This window comes from Micromonospora costi, from assembly GCF_003626655.1.
Lineage (GTDB): Bacteria > Actinomycetota > Actinomycetes > Mycobacteriales > Micromonosporaceae > Micromonospora > Micromonospora costi.
Genome location: NZ_RBAN01000005.1, coordinates 1 through 17752 on the forward strand (window position 1 = coordinate 1; position 17752 = coordinate 17752).

The following is a 17752-nucleotide window of genomic DNA, read 5'->3' on the forward strand; positions in this document are numbered from 1 at the left end:
TCGCACGAGGAGATCCTCGAGATCATCGGGATCGTCATCAACATGAACGTCTGGACCCGACTCAAGATGGCCGAGGGCGCCACCCCCGGTCTCGCCGAGCAGTCGATGTTGTGAACCCGCCCACCTGCCCGGCCGCGCTGTACGCCGCGAGCGACTACCTCGGCGGGACGTGCGCGACGAACTGCCGCCAGGACGCGGGGCCGAACGTCAGTGCGAGGCCGTCGGGGTCCTTGGAATCGCGTACGGCAACCACGCCGGGAAGGTTGGTGGCGACCTCGACGCAGTTGCCGCCGTTGCCGCCGTTGCGGCTGCTCTTGCGCCACGCGGCATCGGCTAGGTCAGTCATGTCGCACCTCCGCGATGATCCGCTTGATCATCTCGGTCGATTGTGCCTCATCGAGCGCGAGTGCATCCAGGCTCTTCCACGCCGTCCGGTAGGCGGCCAGCTCATCCGGCTTATCGAGGTAGAGAGCGCCGGTCAACGATTCGCTGTACGCGACGGATGGCTCAGGTGCCGCCCGTCCGCCCTTTGTGGGAGCGAAGTCCAGGATCACGAAGGAGCCTGCGACTGCGCCGGAGTGCGGCCCGACGGCGAACGGAAGCACTCGCACTGACACATTCGCCAGCTCGGCAGCTTCGAGGAGCCGGTTGAGCTGGCCGATCATGACACCGGGGTTGCCAACCACGCGGCGCAGCACCGATTCCGACAGCACGGCCTCCAACCGAGGCGGCTTCGGCAGCCGGCGGTTCAACAGGCCCTGCCGCTGCAGCCGCACCTCGACCGCCCGCTCCCGTTCTTCTTCGCTGGCCGAGGGCCGATCGAGTCGAGCGAGGCCGAGGGCGTAGTCGTGGGTCTGTAGCAAGCCGGGGATCAGCGTTTCCTCGTACTGACGCAGGTGTGACGCGGCGGATTCCAGCCCCACGTACAGCTCGAACCAGCTCGGCACCGCGTCGCCGTACGCGTGCCACCAGCCCTTCGACTTCGTCTCCGCGGCCAGGCCCTTCATGGCCTCGGTCATCTCGGTCGAGACGCCGTACAGCTCGCACCGGCGGTACGTGATCCACCTGCCGCTGGTCGCCGCCGACCTGCCGGCCGCGCAGCGCCTGGCCCGCGTGGTCGGCCGGTGGATGACGGTCCTGCCGATGATGGACCCGGGGGAGATGACGGTCTCCGAGGAGGATCAGCAGTTCCTCCGCCATCGTGTCTTCTGTGACCTGCTGCTGCCCGGCGGCCGGCGCTGCGTGCTCCGCGCCGACCACGACGGCGAGTGCACACGCCGCGTCCACAAAGGTCACGGGCAGATAACTTAGGGATACATGGCCGTCGAAGATCGTTAGCCTCGATGCCGGACCAGGCGACCTCGTCTGGAGTTAGGTGGAGGATTGATGAACCTTCGGAGGAGGGTGGTCTCGCCCGTCGCGGCGGCCGGTGCACTGGCCATCATCACGAGCCTCGCCGCGGGTCTACCGTCGGCGGCACAGGCAGCTCCGGCGTCCGCGGCAGCTGGCGCCCCGATCACGCACGAGGAGAACCCGCGGGTTCCCGTGGGGGCCGCGTGGACGGAGACGTACTTCCCGTCCTCGGACGGCAGCGGGGTCGAACTGCACGCCGACATCCTGCGCCCGGCGCACCTGCCGGCGCACGCGAAGACGCCGGTGATCCTGTCGGTGGGTCCGTACTTCTCGCACGCCGGGGAGACGTCTCCCGGTGGGTTCGACCAGGTCGGGCCGTCGGGGCGCTTCCAGGACTTCATCGACGGCGCGGGGCTCATGGAGCGTGGGTACACCTTCGTGATGGTCGACCTGCGCGGCTTCGGCGGCAGCACGGGGTGCCTGGACTTCCTCGGCCCGGGTGAGCAGGCCGACATCAAGGCGGCCGTCGAGTGGGCGGCGCGTCAGCCGTGGTCGACCGGCAAGGTGGGCATGTACGGCAAGTCGTACGACGCCAACACCGGGCTGGCGGCCAACGTCCTGAAGCTCAAGCCGCTGCGGGCGATCGTCGCCCAGGAACCGACATGGGACAGGTACAACTACCTGTTCAGCAACGGCGTGCCCCGCTCCAACGCGACCAGCAGCCCCCGGAGCTACTACTCGATCGCGACGATGCAGCCGCTGGCCGACGACAGCGACCGCTACAGGGCGAACGCGGAGTACGAGAAGACCCACCCCGAGTGCGAGATCAACAACCGCACCGACACCCAGAACCCCGACCCGAAGTCGGCGTTCTGGCGTGCCCGTGACTTCGCCTCCCGCGCCGCGGGCACCCACACGCCGCTGTTCGTCACGTCGGGCTTCATCGAGGACAACACCAAGCCCGAGGACATGCAGAAGTACCTGGCCAACCACCACGGTCCGGAGCGCGGTTGGCTCGGCCAGTGGGAGCACGTGCGCGGCAACGAGACCGACGCCAACGGCCGGCTCAAGATGGGCCGGGCCGGCTGGTTCGACGAGGTCATGCGCTTCTACGACCAGCACCTGCGCGGCATCAAGCCGTCGGTGACCGACCCGGCGTTCTCCGTCGAGGACAGCCTCGGCAACTGGCGTGCCCAGCCGACCTGGCCGGTGGTCAACGACTCGTACAAGGCGCGGCTGTCGCCCGGCCGGTACGTCGACGACGGCGGCCAGGCGCAGCGGACCGCCGAGCCGCTGGCGGCGCAGCAGGCCGCCGGCTGGGACATCGAGTACGCGCCGGAGGCCGGCTCGCCGACGGCCGACCAGACGACTGCGCTGAGCGCCGACGCGCCCGGCAACAGCTACTGGACCTTCTCGACGCCCGCCGCGAAGCAGGTGCGGCTCACGGGCACCCCGGAAATCACGCTGAAGACCAGGGGAGAGGGCAACGTCTGGGTACGGCTGTGGGACGTCGCGCCGGACGGCACGGCGACGATGTTCAACGAGAACGTCGCGTTGCTGAACTCCGACGGGGCGACCTCGTTCGCCCTGAAGGCCACGGACTGGACCTTCGAGCGAGGGCACCAGCTGGGGGTCCAGATCGGCACCATCACCTCCCGGGGCTGGCGCCCCGTTCCCTCGGGTCAGACGATCACCGTCACCGACGCGCGGCTCGCGCTCGAGGTGCAGGACCCGCGGTTCGACCGGCCCACGCAGGGTGACCGGTCGCCGTACCTGGACCGGTACGTGGCGGCGAACACCATCACGCTCGACACCGTCGGTGCTCCGACCTTCCCGCTGCGAGTTTCCAAGAAGGGATGACCGGGCGAGGGCTGCCCGACGCTCCTGCCGGGTGCCGGGCAGCCCGCCGCGTCCTCGGACGCAGAGCGTACGACCAGGCGCGTCGCGCCTGAACAGCGAAGGCCGTATCGGGCATCTTCCGCCCGGTGCGGCCTTCGCCGTGCGCGGCTTCCGTCGGCGTGTCCGCGCCTCGGCCGCCGCCTTGGCGAGCCCGCCGGTACCCGATGGGGGACCTTCGGCGGGAGCGACAGCGGCCGCCCGTGCGGGCCGAGAGAATCGGCGTGTCCGTGCCGGAGGCGCCGACCCGGCGACGAACCGTCGAGGAAGGGCGAGATGGTCCGTGGTCGCGCGTCGCGGGAAAGCCCAGCCGGCCGGGGGCGCCCAGCCGACCGGGAGCGCCCTGCCGTCTCGGCGCCCACTCGATCATGTGACTCATTCCACGACTTTTCCGACTTGGAAACTTTGCCGCCTGGGCAAGCCGCGCGGATAGTAGTGCCGTGACCTCGGACGTTGGCCTGCGCGAGCGGAAGAAGCGGGCGACCCGCACCGCGTTGAGCCGCGCGGCGTGGTCACTGATGGTGGAGCGCGGAATCGACGCGGTGACCGCCGAATCGGTGGCCGCGACGGTGGACGTCTCACCGAGGACCTTCCGCAACTACTTTTCGAGCCGCGAAGAGGCGATCCTCGACGCGATGGTGCAGCGTGCCGGCGCCCTCGTGGAGGCGCTGCGCGCCCGGCCCGCGGACGAGCCGGTGTGGGACTCTCTGGCCCACGTGCTGCCCGACGCGATCATGAACGTGCTCGGCGAACGGGAAGCGGACGTCGCGGCCCTGGTCCGCGCCTCCGCGGACCGGCCGGCGTTGCTGGCACAGCAGGTGACGGCGTTCGCCCGTGTCGAGCGGCGCGTCGCCGAGGTGATCGCCGAACGCACGGGCGCCGACCTCGACCGTGATCTCGCCCCGCACCTGCTGGCCGCCGTTCCCGCGGCCGCCCTGCGGGCCGTGGCCACGATGTGGGCCGACGGCGCGACCGGCGCCACCCTGCCCGACCTGGTCCGGGCGAGCATCGCCCAGCTACGCGACGGTCTGCCGCTGGGCCGCGCCGCTCCGGTGACGTAGCCCGTCACGGCGACGTCCCGCCGCGTCGCCGAACCGGACAAGCCTCCCGAACACGGGGTGGAGCGCGTCCCCGGCCTGACAACCCCTCGGGGTTGCCGGACCACGGACAACGACGGACGCGCCGCCCTGCCCAGCCGCCAGGAAAGGAACGCCGTGGGTGCCGTCGAGCGCAGGACACGCCCGCACCCCATCCGGGAGTTGCTGATCGTCGCCGCATTGTTCCTGGCGTACAAGGTGGGACGGCTGATCACGGTGGGGGACCTGTCGACGGCGTACGCCAGTGCCACCCACGTCTGGTCCTTCGAGCGCGCGTTGCGGCTGCCCGACGAGGCGGCGCTGCAGCAGTCGGTGCTGTCGTACCACGGGCTGGTGCGGGCAGCGAACATGTACTACACCTCCCTCCACTTCCCGGCCACTGGGGCGCTGCTGCTGTACACGTACCTGTTCCGTCCGGACCTGTACCGGTGGGGGCGGACGCTCCTCGCGGCGCTGACCGGCGTGGGGTTCGCCATCCAGGCGTTGCTGCCCATGGCCCCGCCGCGGCTGCTGTCCACGACCGGTGTGCTGGACACGGGCCAGATCGTGGGGCCGCGAGCCTACGGCGACCCCGCCACGGACACCCTCTCCAACCAGTACGCGGCCATGCCGTCGCTGCACGTCGGCTGGGCCACCGTGGTCGCCATCGTCCTGATCGCCGCCGGGCGCACCCGGTGGCGCTGGCTCTGGCTGCTGCACCCGCTGCTCACCCTCAGCGTCGTGGTCATCACGGGGAACCACTACTGGCTCGACGCCGTCGCCGCCCTGGGCCTGCTCGGCTCGATCCTGCTGCTGGCCCGCCGGCCTCAGGTGTCGCCCGGCGCCGCGCCCGCCGTCGTCGCGCCGGCCACGTACGCGGCCGCGCCGCCGACCGGCGTCACGCGCCGCCGGCTGGTGCTCACCCCGGACGGATGGGTTGACGGCCGCCCGGCCAATTCCGCCCGGCGGTTCGCCCGTTGGCAGGGGAGCGGTGACGCGGTCGCGGGTGCGCTGGTGAACGATCGAGGCGCCGAACCCGACCCTCTCCGGATGCACGACACGGGTGTGCGGCGCGTCGACGCCCGACGCGGCGACATGGACCAGGAGGTCGTCGCCGCCGGCGAGCCGGAACACTGATCACGCGACGGCCAAGGCGTACGCCGATGACGCCGGTCAGCCGGTGAACGACTCCGGGCCGAAGCGACCCCACGCCACGAACGCGGCCAGGACGAGATAGACCAGGTCCACCGCCATGAACCTGAACTCGCGACGCCGGATGCGGGTGAGCGCCGCACCAGCCATGATGATCGCCAGGCCGAGGGCGGCCAGCGGCGTCAGAACCGGCGCGACGTCGAGCGCCGCGGGCAGGATCAGACCCACCGCGCCGAGGACTTCGAGGGCTCCGATGGCCTTGACGCTGCCGGCGCTGAAGTCGTCGACCCATCGCGAGCTGGGGCCGAAGGCGGCGAGCCTCTCCTTCGAGATGATGATCTTGCCGCCGCCGCCCAGCAGGTAGGCGGCGGCCAAAAGTCCGGCAACGATCCACAGAGCGAGGTTCACGAGGTTCTCCCTGACGGTGTCGGCCATTCTCGTTCCGAAGCGGCGTGCTGTCCGGGCATGAGATGCCGGCGAGGCGATGCCTGTGACAGCCCGCGGCGTGACGCGCGTCACCGACCGGCGCTGTAGCAAAGAGATGGCGGCCGGCGTCTTGTGGTGGACAGGCAGACCACGGAGACGGGAGTCAGACGTGACCCAGGACGGCCGGCCGGACCCCGCCACCGACGCGTTCATCGCCCACCGCAACCTGCTCTTCACCGTCGCCTACGAGATGCTCGGCTCCGCGGCCGATGCGGAGGACGTCCTCCAGGAGACCTGGCTTCGCTGGGCGGACGTCGACTTCGACACGGTCCGGGATCCGCGTCGGTACCTGGTCCGGGTCACCACCCGGCAGGCGCTCACCCGGCTGCGGACGCTCGGCCGCCGCAGGGAAACGTACGTGGGGCCGTGGCTGCCGGAGCCGCTGCTGACGACGCCCGACGTGGCCGAGGACGTCGAACTGGCGGACAGCCTGTCGATGGCGGTGCTGCTGGTGCTGGAAACGCTCACCCCGACCGAGCGGGCGGTGTTCGTGCTCCGCGAGGTGTTCGACCTGGGGTACGACGAGATCGCGGAAGCCGTCGACAAGAGTCCCGCGGCGGTCCGCCAGATCGCCCACCGGGCGCGGGCCCACGTCGCGGCGCGCCGGCCGCGGGAGGTCGTCTCTCCGGCCGAGACCCGCGTGGTGCTCGAGGCGTTCCAGCGGGCGGTCGAGACGGGCGACCTGCAGAGGCTGCTCGACATCCTCGCGCCGGACGTCGTCGCCCTCAGCGACGGTGGCGGACTCAAGCAGGCCATGCCGCGGCCCGTCGTGGGGGCCGAGCGGGTGGTCCGCCTGTTCGCCGTCGGTCTGAAACTGGTGGGTGCCGACCTGTCGGTCGAGCCGGCGCAGGTCAATGGTTACCCGGCGCTGATCCTGCGACTCGGTGGCGAGATCGACAGCGTCATGGCGGTGCGGGTCGAGGGCGGGCGGGTCGCCGGGCTCTACACGGTGCGCAATCCGGAGAAGCTGTCCCGCGTCGAGCGGGAGACGGCGGTGGGCCGCTGAGTGGACCCGTGGCGCCCTCCGGCGGGTTCGCACGGAAGGCGCCACGAGGCCCTCGGATCAGGCGCCGGCGAGCTGCTCGCGGTGCTCGCGGGCGAACTCGGCGAAGCTCCGCGGAGGCCGGCCCACGATCCGCTCGACGTGGTCGTTGGTGAAGTCGCCCCATCCCGAGCCGTAGGCGATCCGGTACTCGGTCAGCGCCTCCGCCGTCCACGCGTCGAGCCCTGCCGCAACAAGGGTGTCGTGGGTCCGCTCCGGGGACTGCGCCGCGTACCGCACCGGGCGGCCGAGCACACGGGCGGCCTCCTCCGCGGCCTGGTGCAACGAGATGCTCTCCGGTCCGGTCGGCGTGTAGATCCTGCCCTCGTGCGCCTCGGGCGCCGCGAGGATCTCGGCCCCCGCGGCGGCGATGTCCCGTGCGTCGATGAGGCCGGCCCGCGACTCGCCGAGGAGCCCGAACAACTGGTCCCCGGTCACGGCGCCCAGCAGGTTCTGCATGAAGTGGCTCGGCCGCAGGATCGTCCAGGAGATGCCCGAGTGCTGCAGTTCGGCGTCGGAGAGCGCGTGCAGGCGGCCGTTGCGGGTGGGGGCGTCGTGCGCCGCGCCGATCGCGGAGAGCCGGACGATGTGCCGCACCCCGGCCTGCCGGGCGGCCCAGACCGCGTTCATGCTCTGGCTCGGCGCGAGCGGGCCCATCGGCGTCAGCAGCCACAGCGTCGTCACGCCGTCGAACGCCGGCGCCAGGGTGGCGGGCCGGTCCAGGTCACCGACGGCGACGTCGACGCCGTCGAGGTCGGGTGCGCGCTTCGCGTCGCGTACGAGGGCGCGTACGGGCTGCCGGCCGGCGAGTTCCCGCAACACCTCCCGTGACACGGTGCCGGTCGCTCCGGTGATCAGAATGGTCATGGCGTTCCTCCCGGTTGCGCGGCGTGATCCGGCCGCGGCTGGTCGGGCACGACGATATAGTCCAAAACTGTGATCGTCCAATGATTGGACTAAAAGATGAAACGCAGCACACGCAAGGAGCGCGATCCCGACCTCGGGATCCTGGCCGTCCAGCTGTCCGCCCGGGTCCAGCGCGAGATCTTCACGCGGGCGGCGGAGCGCGGGTTCGGTGACGTGCGGCCCCGTCACGGCGCCGTGCTCGCGTACCTGGACCCGGAGGGCACCCGTCCGGGCGAACTGGCCCGGCTCGCCGGGCGGAACAAGCAGACGATGGGGGCGATCCTCGACGAGCTGGAGCGGTTGGGCTACGTACGCCGGGCCCCGGACCCGGCCGATCGGCGGGCGAAGCTGATCATCCCGACGGACCGGGGCCGGGAGTTCATGGCGGTTTCCGACGGGCTCGTGGAAACGATCGAGCAGACCCTCGCCGACACACTCGGGCCGGACCTCTACCGGGACTTCCGCGCCGCCCTGGGCCGTAGCGTGGCGAGCCTCCCGGCGACCGGGCCCGACGGCGACGCCTGACGCGCCGCGCGTCACGCGGCGCGACCGGACCGGTCAGGAATCGAGAAGCGTCGGTTACCGGACCGCACCTAGCGTGATGGCCGTTGACGTCCCACCCGGCAGATCGCCGGAGGGGACTGCTCGTCACCCGAGGAGGTCACCGTGAACGGGAAGATCTGGATCCGACAACTCCACCGCTGGCTGGCCGTCACCTTCACGGTGACCGTCGTCGTCACGTTCGTCGCCCTGGCCCAGGAGGAGCCCGTCCTCTGGGTGTCCTACGTGCCGCTGTTCCCGCTCGCCCTGCTCTTGGTCACCGGCCTGTACCTGTTCGTGCTGCCGTACGCCACCCGGCGGCGCAGCGGTCGGCGCGCCGCCAGGTCCTCGTAGCCCGGCATGCTCCCGGCCGGAACGGGAAGGCCAGGGCCGTCCGCCGGACCGACCGAGGGGAATGCGCCATGACGGACACACCGGGCACGGCGTCGGGTGGTGCCCAGCCGTCGGGCGGCGGCTTCGCCGTCGTGGAGATGTTCACCTCCCAGGGCTGCAACAGCTGCCCTCCGGCAGAGGACGTGCTGTCCGAGATCGACCACGACGCCCGGGAGCGGGGCGAACCCGTCTACGCGTTGGGATTCCACGTCGACTACTGGGACCACCTGGGCTGGGCCGACCCGTTCGGCGCCGGGGCGCACACCCGACGGCAGGAGGCGTACGCGCGCGCGTTCGGCACCGGAGGGCTGTACACGCCGCAAATGATCGTCAACGGGTCCGTCGAGTTCGTCGGATCCGACCGCCGACGCGCGTCGACGGCGATCGCGTCCGCCCTGTCGCAGGCCGCCGTCACGCCTCTCACCCTGTCGGTGCGGGACGGTGCCGAGGGCACGCCCGCCGGGCGCCGGGTGATCGTGGAGTACGAGGCGGAACGGCTGCCACCGCAGGCGGTGTTGAACGTGGCGGCCGTCGAGCGTGGCCTGGAGACCGACGTGGCCCGAGGTGAGAACGCCGGGCGGCGGCTGCGGCAGGACAACGTGGTACGCGCCTTCGTGTCGACAGCGGTGAGCGCGGAGCAGGGCCGGGTGCACCTGGAGGTGCCGTCGGCGCTCGACGCTCGACACTCCTCGCTGATCGGCTACGTCCAGAGCAACGGCGACGGGGCCATCGTCGGCGCCACGACGGTCGACCTCCCGCCGGCACGGACCTGACCGGGCGGGCGTCCTCCCGCCACCGTCGGCCCGTAGGGCGTGTCCTGATCCACGAGCACCCGCAGGAAGGGACGGAGCGATGACCGACACGACCGAGAAGGCGATCCTGGCCGGTGGCTGTTTCTGGGGGATGCAGGATCTCATCCGGAAACGCCCCGGCGTGCTCGACACTCGGGTCGGATACACGGGCGGGGACGTGCCGAACGCGACGTACCTCAATCACGGATCCCACGCCGAGGCGATCGAAATCCACTTCGACCCGAGCCAACTGTCGTACCGCGACCTGCTCGAGTTCTTCTTCCAGGTCCACGACCCGACCACGAAGAACCGTCAGGGCAACGACGTCGGCACCAGCTACCGGTCGGCCATCTTCTACACCAACGACCAGCAGCGGCAGGTGGCCGAGGACACGATCGCCGACGTCGACGCCTCCGGCCTGTGGCCGGGCAAGGTGGTCACCGAGGTGAGCCCGGCGGGCCCCTTCTGGGAGGCCGAGCCGGAACACCAGGACTACCTGGAGAAGCATCCCGGCGGCTACACCTGTCACTTCGCCCGCCCGGACTGGAAGCTCCCCCGGCGAGGGGAGAGCGCCCGATAGCGGCCAGGGGGCCCGCCCGGCGCCGTGTATCCATCAGGAATCGAGAAGTGCGGTCGCGGTCCCGCGTCTAGCATGATGATCATGGACATCACCATTCACACCAGCGTCCTCCCGCACGTCGACCCGGACGCGAGCCTGGCCTTCTACCGCGACGCCCTGGGCTTCGAGGTCCGCAGCGACGTCGGCCAGGGCACGATGCGGTGGATCACCGTCGGCCCCGTCAACCAGCCCGAGACGTCCATCCTCCTGGCGCCGCCGGCCGCCGACCCCGGGATCACCGACGACGAGCGCCGCACCATCGCCGAGATGATGGCCAAGGGCACCTACGGCTGGATCCTGCTGGCCACCCGGAACCTCGACGACACCTTCGAGCAGTTGCAGGCCGGTGACGCCGAGGTCGTGCAGGAGCCCACCGAGCAGCCGTACGGCGTGCGCGACTGCGCCTTCCGTGATCCCGCCGGCAACCTGGTCCGCATCCAGGAAGTCCGCTGAGCGGCCGGAAGGGAGTGCTCTCATGTGTCACCCCTCCTGGGGGCGCGCGCTCGCGGAGGCGCAGCGCCTCAGGGACCTCGCGCGGCTGCGCCGGGTCCGCGACCGGATCGACCGGGAGTACGCGCAACCACTCAACGTCGAGGCCCTCGCCCGCGCCGTGCACATGTCCGCCGGCCACCTCAGCCGCCAGTTCCGGCTGGCCTACGGCGAGTCCCCGTACTCTTATCTCATGACCCGCCGCATCGAACGCGCCATGGCCCTGCTGCGTCGTGGCGACCTCAGCGTCACCGAGGTCTGCTTCGCGGTCGGCTGCGCGTCGCTGGGAACATTCAGCACCCGCTTCACCGAACTGGTCGGCATGTCACCCAGCGCCTACCGGCGCAGCGTCTCGCCGGCGGCCGGGATGCCGCCCTGCGTGGCGAAACAGGTGACCAGACCCGTCAGGAATCAAGAAGCTCGGGTCGCCGAGCCGCACCTAGCGTGATGGCCATGGCAACCATCGAATCCGTCACCCTCGACGTGGCCGACCCCGCGGCCGCCCACACCTTCTACACCGCCGCCTTCGGCGCGGACACCCCACTGCGCCTGCGTGCCTCGGAGGCGCCGACGACCGGCTTCCGCGGGTTCACCCTGGCGCTCACGGTGTCCCAGCCGTCCACCGTGGACGCGCTCGTCGGCGCGGCCCTGGACGCGGGCGCCACGTCGCTGAAGCCCGCCGCGAAGTCGCTCTGGGGTTACGGCGGTGTGATCCAGGCCCCGGACGGGACGATCTGGAAGGTCGCCACCTCGGCGAAGAAGGACACCGGCCCCGCGACCCGGCGGATCGACGAGTTCGTGCTCCTGCTGGGGGTCGCCGACGTGGCCGCGAGCAAGCGGTTCTACGTCGAGCGCGGCCTCGCCGTGGCGAAGAGCTTCGCCCGCATGTACGTCGAGTTCGACGCCGGATCGGGTCCCGTGAAGCTGGCGCTGTACCGCCGCCGGGCCCTCGCCAAGGACCTCGGCGTCGCCCCCGACGGCACCGGTTCGCACCGGCTCTCGATCGCCGGCGATGCCGGCCCGTTCACCGACCCGGACGGGTTCGCCTGGGAGGCCGCGTCAGTGGCCGCCGCACGCTGACAACCGGGGAAGGGCCCACGGGCGACACGGTGCCCGCCGTGGCATCCGTCATCTCCGATCCGACCGTCACCTTGTAGCATGCGGCGGACGACGGGCGGCAGCCGGAGCGCAGGCTCCGGCGCGACGCGGCGGAATCGCCGGGTCGGGCGGCCACGGTGCCGGCCCGGCCGGGGCCGGAGTGAGAGAGGAACCTGCTCCGCGTGTTCCAGGAACCGGATCCCACCCGCGTGACCGGCGGAAACAGCAACGGCGTGGCGTACCGCGCCACCGACGCGACCAGGGCCCCCGACCGGCCGGAGACGTGGGACGCGGAGCTGGCCACCGCCGTGCGGCGGGTCGCGGTGCTGCGCACCGGGTTCTACGTCGTCGTACTGCTGATCGCGCTCGGCGGCCAGGTGTCCGGGGCGATGGAACGGCTCGGCCTGCCGTGGTACGTCGCCCTTCCCGCCGTCGGCGCGCTGGAACTGGGCGGCGTCGTGGTCCTGGCCAACGCCGACGTCCGCCGCCGGCTCGGCGAGCGGGCGGTCCTGTCCCGGGTGCTGTCGGCGGGCATCGCCGCCGCCGCGGTCGCCTTCAACTGGCTGGCCCACGGCGACCACCTCGAAGGCGGCTTCTACGCGGGCATGTCCCTGCTCGGCTATTTCGTGTGGCTCATGAACACCGAGAACCAGCGGCGGGACCGGCTGCGCGCCATGGGGCAACTGCCGCCCACGACGCCCGCGTACGAAGTCGTCGGGCACTGGCTGCGCCACCCGTGGCTGACCCGCCGCGCCCGTTCGCTCGCGAAGGTCGACCCTCACCTGGGGCTGTACGGTTCGCTCGACGCGGCCCGGGCGCAGATCCGTGCCGAACGGCGGCAGGCGGCGCTCAGCAAGGTGCTGCACCGCAAGATCAGCCGCGCGCTGGACGCCACCACGGCGGACATCGCGGTGGCGGTCTACGACCTCGACGAGATCGCCCGGCGGCTCGCCGCCCAGGCGGACTACGACGGGCTCACCGCCCTGATCGCCGCCGACCTGGCACCCGCGCGCGTGCTGGCCGGAAACCTGCCGGCGGGCCGCCGCCGGTGGTGGCGGCGTAGGGCCCGCCGGTCCGAGGCGCTCGCCACCCCGGCGGCGCAGACGGCCGCCGACACCCGGCTGCTCGCCCATGCCCTCCAGTCGCTGACGGTCGCGCCCGCCGCTCCCGACACTGGCCCCGCACCCGCCGCAGGCCCGACGCCTGGTGCGGCCCCCACCGCCGACGGCACCCACGAGACGGCGGACGCGGCCACCGTCCGCCCGGCGGCCTCCGATCGCACGGAGGTGGACGCGGTCGGCGACGGGCCGGGGGAGGCCGGGGACACGAGCGGGCAGGAGAGCCCCGCCGAGCAGGCGGACGCGGGGCCCGAGCAGGCGGGGAACGGCACCGGGCGACCGGGGGCGGAGCGGTCCCGGCCCGCGGACCGCACGGACCGCCAGCAGGACCGGGCCGAGAGCGGGGGAGAGGCCTCGACCACGGGACAGGCCGACGCCGCCCGCGTCTCCGGCTGGGCCGCGCTGCACGCGGAACTCGCCCCGCTACTGCCGGCCGCGCCGCGCCGCTCGCGCAGCACACCGGACCGCCCGGCATCGTCCGGCCCGGACGGGTCCGGGCCGGTCGCCGAGCCGGAGGACCCGGCACCGCCGGCTCCGACCCGCAGGGCGCCGGCGCGAACCGCGACGGGCCGAGCGCGCGTGGCCCGGGTCGCCGGTGCCACGGGCGAGCGGGGACCCATCGCGGCCGCCACCCGCGAGTTGCCCCTGCTGACCGCGCGGGACCTGCCCGACCTCGTGGACGCCGCGGCGAGCCGTACCACCGCGCCCGTCGCGGTGCCCGACGCCACGGACGACGTCATCCCGCAACCACCGGCGTCACGGCCGCGACAGCGCCGGCGCGACGACACCGGCCCCTCGGACACCGCGCGGCGCCGGCCGACCACCCAGCCGACCGAGGCCGACCGCTCCTGACCGTGACCGGCGGCACTCGGCGTGCGGATCCCGGCCGCCGCCGTCCTCACCGCCACAGGGGGAAACGCGGCCGAGTGGAACCAACCCCGATCCGCCGTACGCACGCTCGATAGGCTGGCGATCGTGGCGGACTGGCGGATGCGGCCGGCCTCGACGGCGGACGTCGAGACGGTCGCCGAGTTGCGGGCCGTGGCGCTGCGGGCTGATCTGGAGCGGCTCGGGCGGTACGACGAGCGGCGGGTGCGGCAGCGGCTGCGGGACGGGTTCGCGCCGGAGCACACCTGGGTGATCGAGGTGGGTGACGCGTTCGCCGGCTGCGTGTCGCTGCGGCCGGCGGCGGACGCCCACTGGCTGGAGCACTTCTACCTGGCCACGCGCCTGCAGGGCAGCGGCATCGGTACGGCCGTGTTGCGCGTGCTGCTGGACGGGTGCGACCGGGACGGCACCGTGGTCCGGCTGAACGTGCTGCAGGGCAGCCGAGCACGCCGGCTGTACGAGCGGCACGGATTCACGCTGGAGGCCGAGGACCCGGTGGACGTGTTCATGGTGCGCCAGCCCTGCCGGATAAATGATCTAGCGCCGGCTGCGGGCGCGTGGCAGGCCCGCCTCGGGGCTGGGTAGCCAGGCGCCATCCGGCAGGTCGCGCCAGTTCCCGGCGGTGCCAAGGTCATCGGCCGCCTCCCGGAGCGCCGCGAGGCCGGGATGGCGCAGGTCCTTGCGCCAGATCATGCTCCAGGGATACATCGCGACCGGTTGCACGAGCGGTCGGACGACGGCCCCGGGCACGTCGGGTTGGCTGCTGATGGTGAGGATCGGCAGATCCCACTGCTGGATGTGGTAGGCGAGCTCGTCGACGCCCCGCACGTTGGGCCGGGGCGGCGCGGGTGGCATACCGGTGTCGGTGAACAGCTGCTCCATCACCTGTTCCCACTGGGCCGAGACGTGGTCACCGCAGTGCCAGCAGGCGTCGGTTTCCCGCAGGGCAGCGAGCGGTACCTCGGTCTCCTCGGCCAGCGGATGGCGCTCGGGCACCAGGACGGAGATCCGTTCGTACCGGATCAGATGGTGCTCCAAGCCGTGCGGCGGCTCACCGGTGATGCCGTGCCAGCGGCCGAACGTGACGTCGAGGCGGTGGCCGGCCAGCAGCGGCAGGGAGGCGTCCAACCCGCCGTGGAATCGGGCGAAGAACTCGTGACCGTCGGCGCGGGCTCGGGCTGCGGCGAGAACCAGCGCCGGCGTGAGCCGTTGGCCGACGACGTCGACCAGCAGTGACCGCCCCTCACCGCGCAGCTCACGCAGCGTCTCGTCGTGCAGGGAGAGGATCTGCCGGGCCCGGCCCAGCAGGCGCCGGCCCGCCGGGGTGAGAGCCACGCGGCGGCTGGTCCGGTCGAACAGCGTCGTGCCGGCACGGTCCTCGAGCTTGCGTACGTCGCGGCTGACCGCCTGCTGGGCCACGAACAGCCGTTCCGCGGCCCGGCTGAAGTGCAGCTCCTCGGCGACGGCGACGAAATGCCGCAGCAGGCGCAGGTCCAGATCCTCGGCCACCTGACCTGTCTACCGGACCTACACAACTTCTGTGTGGATGGTGCGGGAATGGGTGTTGGACCGTGACCGGTGGTGGCCGTCACGCTGAGGTTCACGCCAGCACAGACGATTCCCGAGAGGGGTGGCCACCATGACAACCATCGACGTGCGCGAACCGCAGTCGGTGCTGAGCACCCGGCAGACGGTGCCGATCGCGGATCTGACCCGGGCGCAGGGAGCGAGCCTGCACGAGCTGTGGCGGTTCCTGCGCGAGCGCGGGCTGTCGCCGAGTGGGCCGCCCTTCGTCCGATACCACACCTTCGGCGACGTCGAGACCGACGTGGAGGTCGGCGTACCCGTCGGGGATGCCGTCACCGGCGCGGGGCGGATCTCCTCCGGGGAGTTGCCCGGTGGGCGGGCCATCACGACGGTGCACCTCGGCGCGCACGACCGCCTGGGCGACGCCTACGACCGCTTGCAGGCACGGCTGGCCATGCACGGCCGGGCCGCCGGTCCCGGCTGGGAGGTGTACGAATGGATCGACCTGACCCGGGAGCCCGACCCGTCGAGCTGGCCGGCGCCGGCCGACTGGCGGACCCAACTCGTCCAGCCGATCACATGACCGGGTCGCCGCTCACCGGCCCCCGGTCCGCCGCACTCCGCGCGCCGGCTGGGGCGATGCGCCGGGCGTACCGGCTCGTCCGGCCGGCCGGGCGGTGACGCCATGCTGGCCGTCCTCCTGGCCCTGGGTGCCAGTCTCGGCTGGGGAGTCTCCGACTTTCTCGGCGGGCGGACGTCGCGTTCGGCGCCGCTGCTGTCGGTGTTGCTGGTGTCGCAGGCCACGGCGCTCGTCGTGGTGGTGGCGCTCGTCGCGGCGCGTGGCGTCGGCCCACCGGATGGCCGGTACCTGCTCTGGGCCGCGGCGGCGGGAGCCGGGGAGGCCATGGCGATCGCCTCCCTGTACCGGGGACTGTCGGTCGGGACGATGAGCATCGTCGCGCCGGTCGCCGCGACGGCGCCGGTGGTGCCGGTGATCGGCGGACTGCTCATCGGGCAGGTGCCCGGGCTCACGCAGGGCATCGGCCTCGGTCTCGCGATCGTCGGGTTGGTGATCACCTCGTGCCGGCCGCGATCCGCGGGCGTCACCGCCCGCGTCGGTCCGAGCGTCCGCTACGGGCTGCTGGCCGCGCTCGGGTTCGGTGCGTTCTTCCTCGCCATGGACCGGGCCAGCGAGGGGGACATCCGGTGGGCGTTGCTCGGCGCGCGGCTCACCTCGGTGGTGATCATCGCGACCATCGTGGTGGTCGGCGTCGCACGAGGTCGCAGGGCCGCGATCCGCCGTGCCGACCTGCCGACGATGGCACTGATCGGCGTCCTGATCGTCGCCGCCGACTCGCTGTACGCCCTGGCGACCACGCGTGACCTGGTCGGCGTCGTCGCCGTCGTCGGCTCCCTGCACACGGTCGTCACCATGGCCCTCGCGAGGATCTGGCTGCACGAACGGCTGGCGCGGATCCAACAGGTCGGCGTCGCCACCTCCCTGTGCGGCGTCCTCGCTCTCGCGGCGACCTGACCACCCACCGGTGCCCCATCCAATCCCGCTGTCCGACCGTACTGGCGGGTCAGTTGGCCAGGAGCCCGCCTTCGACGAACAGCTCCTGGGCGTTGACACCGCGGTTACGCAGGAGGAAGTCGGTCGCGTCGACGATCTCCGCCATCGTCACCAGCCGCCCGATCGGGGTCCGGGCGACGTGCGGGTGCGCGGGAATGTCGCGCCACTTCGGGCTGTCGCCGACGATTCCCGGGTGCAGGACGTTGATCCGGTGCGGGGCGACTTCGACGGCCAGGGTCTTCACCAGGCCGGTGAGACCCGCGTTGTGGGTCGTCACCATGGTGGATCCCGGGTACGGGCGGTCCTTGGCCACCCCGCCGAAGAGCACCACCGACGCGTCGGGGCGGAAACGGTCGCGCAGGACGCGTACCGTCTCGGCGTAGCCGACCAGCTTGATCGTCAGGGCGGTGACCGCCGCGTCGAGGTCGAAGGCACCGAGGCTGTTCGGCGTCTGGCTGGTGGCGGTGATGACGAGGTGGTCGACCTCCGCGACGTCGCCGAACGCGGCGGCGATGGTGTCCGGCTGGGAGAGGTCGACGCTCAGCCCGCGGGTGGCCCCGCCGATCTCCGCGGCCACCTGCTCGGCTCGCGCCTTGTCCCGGCTGGTGATGACGACCGTGTCCCCGCGATCCGCGAAGTGCTCCGCGATGACCCGACCCAGCCCGTTGCTTCCCCCGACGACGATTGACGTACTCATGGTGGCTCTTCCCCTCACCGGCCGCACCTTGATCAACAGTTGCCGACAGTAGCGCGGCCGAGGACGGCCCCGCCGACGCCGGCGCGGATAGTGACCCAGCTCCCGATG

General features: G+C 72.1%; 22 protein-coding genes. 16 read left to right on the forward strand and 6 right to left on the reverse strand.

Annotation, left to right across the window (positions count from 1 at the left end):
• Positions 1 to 154: 154 nt before the first annotated feature.
• Together D7193_RS25780 and D7193_RS25785 are read right to left on the reverse strand one after the other, a co-directional pair.
• Positions 155 to 346 (reverse strand): DUF397 domain-containing protein, encoded by a 192-nt coding sequence (locus D7193_RS25780; RefSeq protein ID WP_120782229.1) that lies wholly within the window; start codon positions 344 to 346, stop codon positions 155 to 157.
• The gene (locus D7193_RS25785; protein WP_187356269.1) at positions 339 to 1019 is read right to left on the reverse strand and encodes a DUF5753 domain-containing protein; all 681 of its coding nucleotides are present in this window, start codon (positions 1017 to 1019) and stop codon (positions 339 to 341) included. The genes D7193_RS25780 and D7193_RS25785 overlap by 8 nt, the downstream gene beginning before the upstream one ends.
• Here D7193_RS25785 and D7193_RS25790 point away from each other — a divergent pair.
• From D7193_RS25790 to D7193_RS33875, 4 genes are all read left to right on the forward strand, one after another.
• Entirely contained in the window at positions 1006 to 1311 is a 306-nt protein-coding gene (locus tag D7193_RS25790) for a hypothetical protein (protein ID WP_120782475.1), read from the forward strand. The two genes, D7193_RS25785 and D7193_RS25790, sit on opposite strands and share 14 nt — an antisense overlap.
• 75 nt (positions 1312 to 1386) lie before the next feature.
• Positions 1387 to 3213 (forward strand): CocE/NonD family hydrolase, encoded by a 1827-nt coding sequence (locus D7193_RS25795; RefSeq protein ID WP_120782230.1) that lies wholly within the window; start codon positions 1387 to 1389, stop codon positions 3211 to 3213.
• 476 nt (positions 3214 to 3689) lie between these two features.
• Positions 3690 to 4310 carry a TetR/AcrR family transcriptional regulator gene (locus tag D7193_RS25800; protein ID WP_120782231.1) on the forward strand — a complete coding sequence of 207 codons (621 nt, stop codon included), beginning with the start codon at positions 3690 to 3692 and terminating at the stop codon, positions 4308 to 4310.
• Between the two features lie 153 nt (positions 4311 to 4463).
• Positions 4464 to 5462 carry a phosphatase PAP2 family protein gene (locus D7193_RS33875; RefSeq protein ID WP_120782232.1) on the forward strand — a complete coding sequence of 333 codons (999 nt, stop codon included), beginning with the start codon at positions 4464 to 4466 and terminating at the stop codon, positions 5460 to 5462.
• Positions 5463 to 5498: 36 nt separating this feature from the next.
• On the opposite strand, the gene D7193_RS25810 is transcribed toward D7193_RS33875, so the two are convergent.
• Positions 5499 to 5912 (reverse strand): DoxX family protein, encoded by a 414-nt coding sequence (locus tag D7193_RS25810; RefSeq protein WP_338324119.1) that lies wholly within the window; start codon positions 5910 to 5912, stop codon positions 5499 to 5501.
• Positions 5913 to 6072: 160 nt separating this feature from the next.
• Here D7193_RS25810 and D7193_RS25815 point away from each other — a divergent pair, with 160 nt between their 5' ends.
• The gene (locus tag D7193_RS25815) at positions 6073 to 6969 is read left to right on the forward strand and encodes an RNA polymerase sigma-70 factor (protein WP_241563460.1); all 897 of its coding nucleotides are present in this window, start codon (positions 6073 to 6075) and stop codon (positions 6967 to 6969) included.
• A gap of 57 nt (positions 6970 to 7026) precedes the next feature.
• Here the strand turns inward: D7193_RS25815 and D7193_RS25820 are convergent, their stop codons facing one another.
• Complete coding sequence (locus D7193_RS25820; protein ID WP_120782234.1) at positions 7027 to 7872, reverse strand: NAD(P)H-binding protein; 846 nt, start codon at positions 7870 to 7872, stop codon at positions 7027 to 7029.
• A gap of 96 nt (positions 7873 to 7968) precedes the next feature.
• Here D7193_RS25820 and D7193_RS25825 point away from each other — a divergent pair, with 96 nt between their 5' ends.
• From D7193_RS25825 to D7193_RS25865, 9 genes are all read left to right on the forward strand, one after another.
• A complete protein-coding gene (locus D7193_RS25825; RefSeq protein WP_120782235.1) occupies positions 7969 to 8436 on the forward strand; it encodes a MarR family winged helix-turn-helix transcriptional regulator in 468 nt (155 codons plus the stop codon).
• Positions 8437 to 8577: 141 nt separating this feature from the next.
• Positions 8578 to 8805, forward strand: coding sequence for a hypothetical protein (locus tag D7193_RS25830; protein WP_120782236.1), 228 nt, complete (start codon positions 8578 to 8580; stop codon positions 8803 to 8805).
• Positions 8806 to 8873: 68 nt separating this feature from the next.
• Positions 8874 to 9617, forward strand: coding sequence for a DUF1223 domain-containing protein (locus D7193_RS25835; protein ID WP_120782237.1), 744 nt, complete (start codon positions 8874 to 8876; stop codon positions 9615 to 9617).
• A 79-nt stretch (positions 9618 to 9696) separates the two neighbouring features.
• On the forward strand, positions 9697 to 10215 hold the full coding sequence (gene msrA, locus D7193_RS25840) for a peptide-methionine (S)-S-oxide reductase MsrA (protein WP_120782238.1): 519 nt from the start codon (positions 9697 to 9699) through the stop codon (positions 10213 to 10215).
• Positions 10216 to 10296: 81 nt separating this feature from the next.
• Positions 10297 to 10707 (forward strand): VOC family protein, encoded by a 411-nt coding sequence (locus D7193_RS25845; RefSeq protein WP_120782477.1) that lies wholly within the window; start codon positions 10297 to 10299, stop codon positions 10705 to 10707.
• Between the two features lie 22 nt (positions 10708 to 10729).
• Complete coding sequence (locus D7193_RS25850; RefSeq protein ID WP_120782239.1) at positions 10730 to 11191, forward strand: helix-turn-helix transcriptional regulator; 462 nt, start codon at positions 10730 to 10732, stop codon at positions 11189 to 11191.
• Positions 11192 to 11196: 5 nt separating this feature from the next.
• Positions 11197 to 11823, forward strand: a complete 627-nt coding sequence (locus D7193_RS25855; RefSeq protein ID WP_120782478.1) for a VOC family protein — start codon at positions 11197 to 11199, stop codon at positions 11821 to 11823.
• 200 nt (positions 11824 to 12023) lie between these two features.
• On the forward strand, positions 12024 to 13811 hold the full coding sequence (locus tag D7193_RS25860) for a hypothetical protein (RefSeq protein ID WP_120782240.1): 1788 nt from the start codon (positions 12024 to 12026) through the stop codon (positions 13809 to 13811).
• A 123-nt stretch (positions 13812 to 13934) separates the two neighbouring features.
• Positions 13935 to 14432, forward strand: a complete 498-nt coding sequence (locus D7193_RS25865) for a GNAT family N-acetyltransferase (protein ID WP_120782479.1) — start codon at positions 13935 to 13937, stop codon at positions 14430 to 14432.
• Here the strand turns inward: D7193_RS25865 and D7193_RS25870 are convergent.
• Positions 14385 to 15356 carry a LysR family transcriptional regulator gene (locus D7193_RS25870; RefSeq protein WP_120782241.1) on the reverse strand — a complete coding sequence of 324 codons (972 nt, stop codon included), beginning with the start codon at positions 15354 to 15356 and terminating at the stop codon, positions 14385 to 14387. The genes D7193_RS25865 and D7193_RS25870 overlap by 48 nt on opposite strands.
• Positions 15357 to 15486: 130 nt before the next feature.
• On the opposite strand from D7193_RS25870, the gene D7193_RS25875 reads away from it, so the two are divergent.
• A complete protein-coding gene (locus tag D7193_RS25875; protein ID WP_147434454.1) occupies positions 15487 to 15957 on the forward strand; it encodes a GyrI-like domain-containing protein in 471 nt (156 codons plus the stop codon).
• A 102-nt stretch (positions 15958 to 16059) separates the two neighbouring features.
• A complete protein-coding gene (locus tag D7193_RS25880; protein ID WP_120782243.1) occupies positions 16060 to 16908 on the forward strand; it encodes an EamA family transporter in 849 nt (282 codons plus the stop codon).
• 49 nt (positions 16909 to 16957) lie between these two features.
• Here the strand turns inward: D7193_RS25880 and D7193_RS25885 are convergent, their stop codons facing one another.
• Positions 16958 to 17644: an SDR family NAD(P)-dependent oxidoreductase gene (locus D7193_RS25885; RefSeq protein WP_120782244.1), complete on the reverse strand. Its 687-nt coding sequence runs from the start codon at positions 17642 to 17644 to the stop codon at positions 16958 to 16960.
• Between the last annotated feature and the right edge of the window lie 108 nt (positions 17645 to 17752).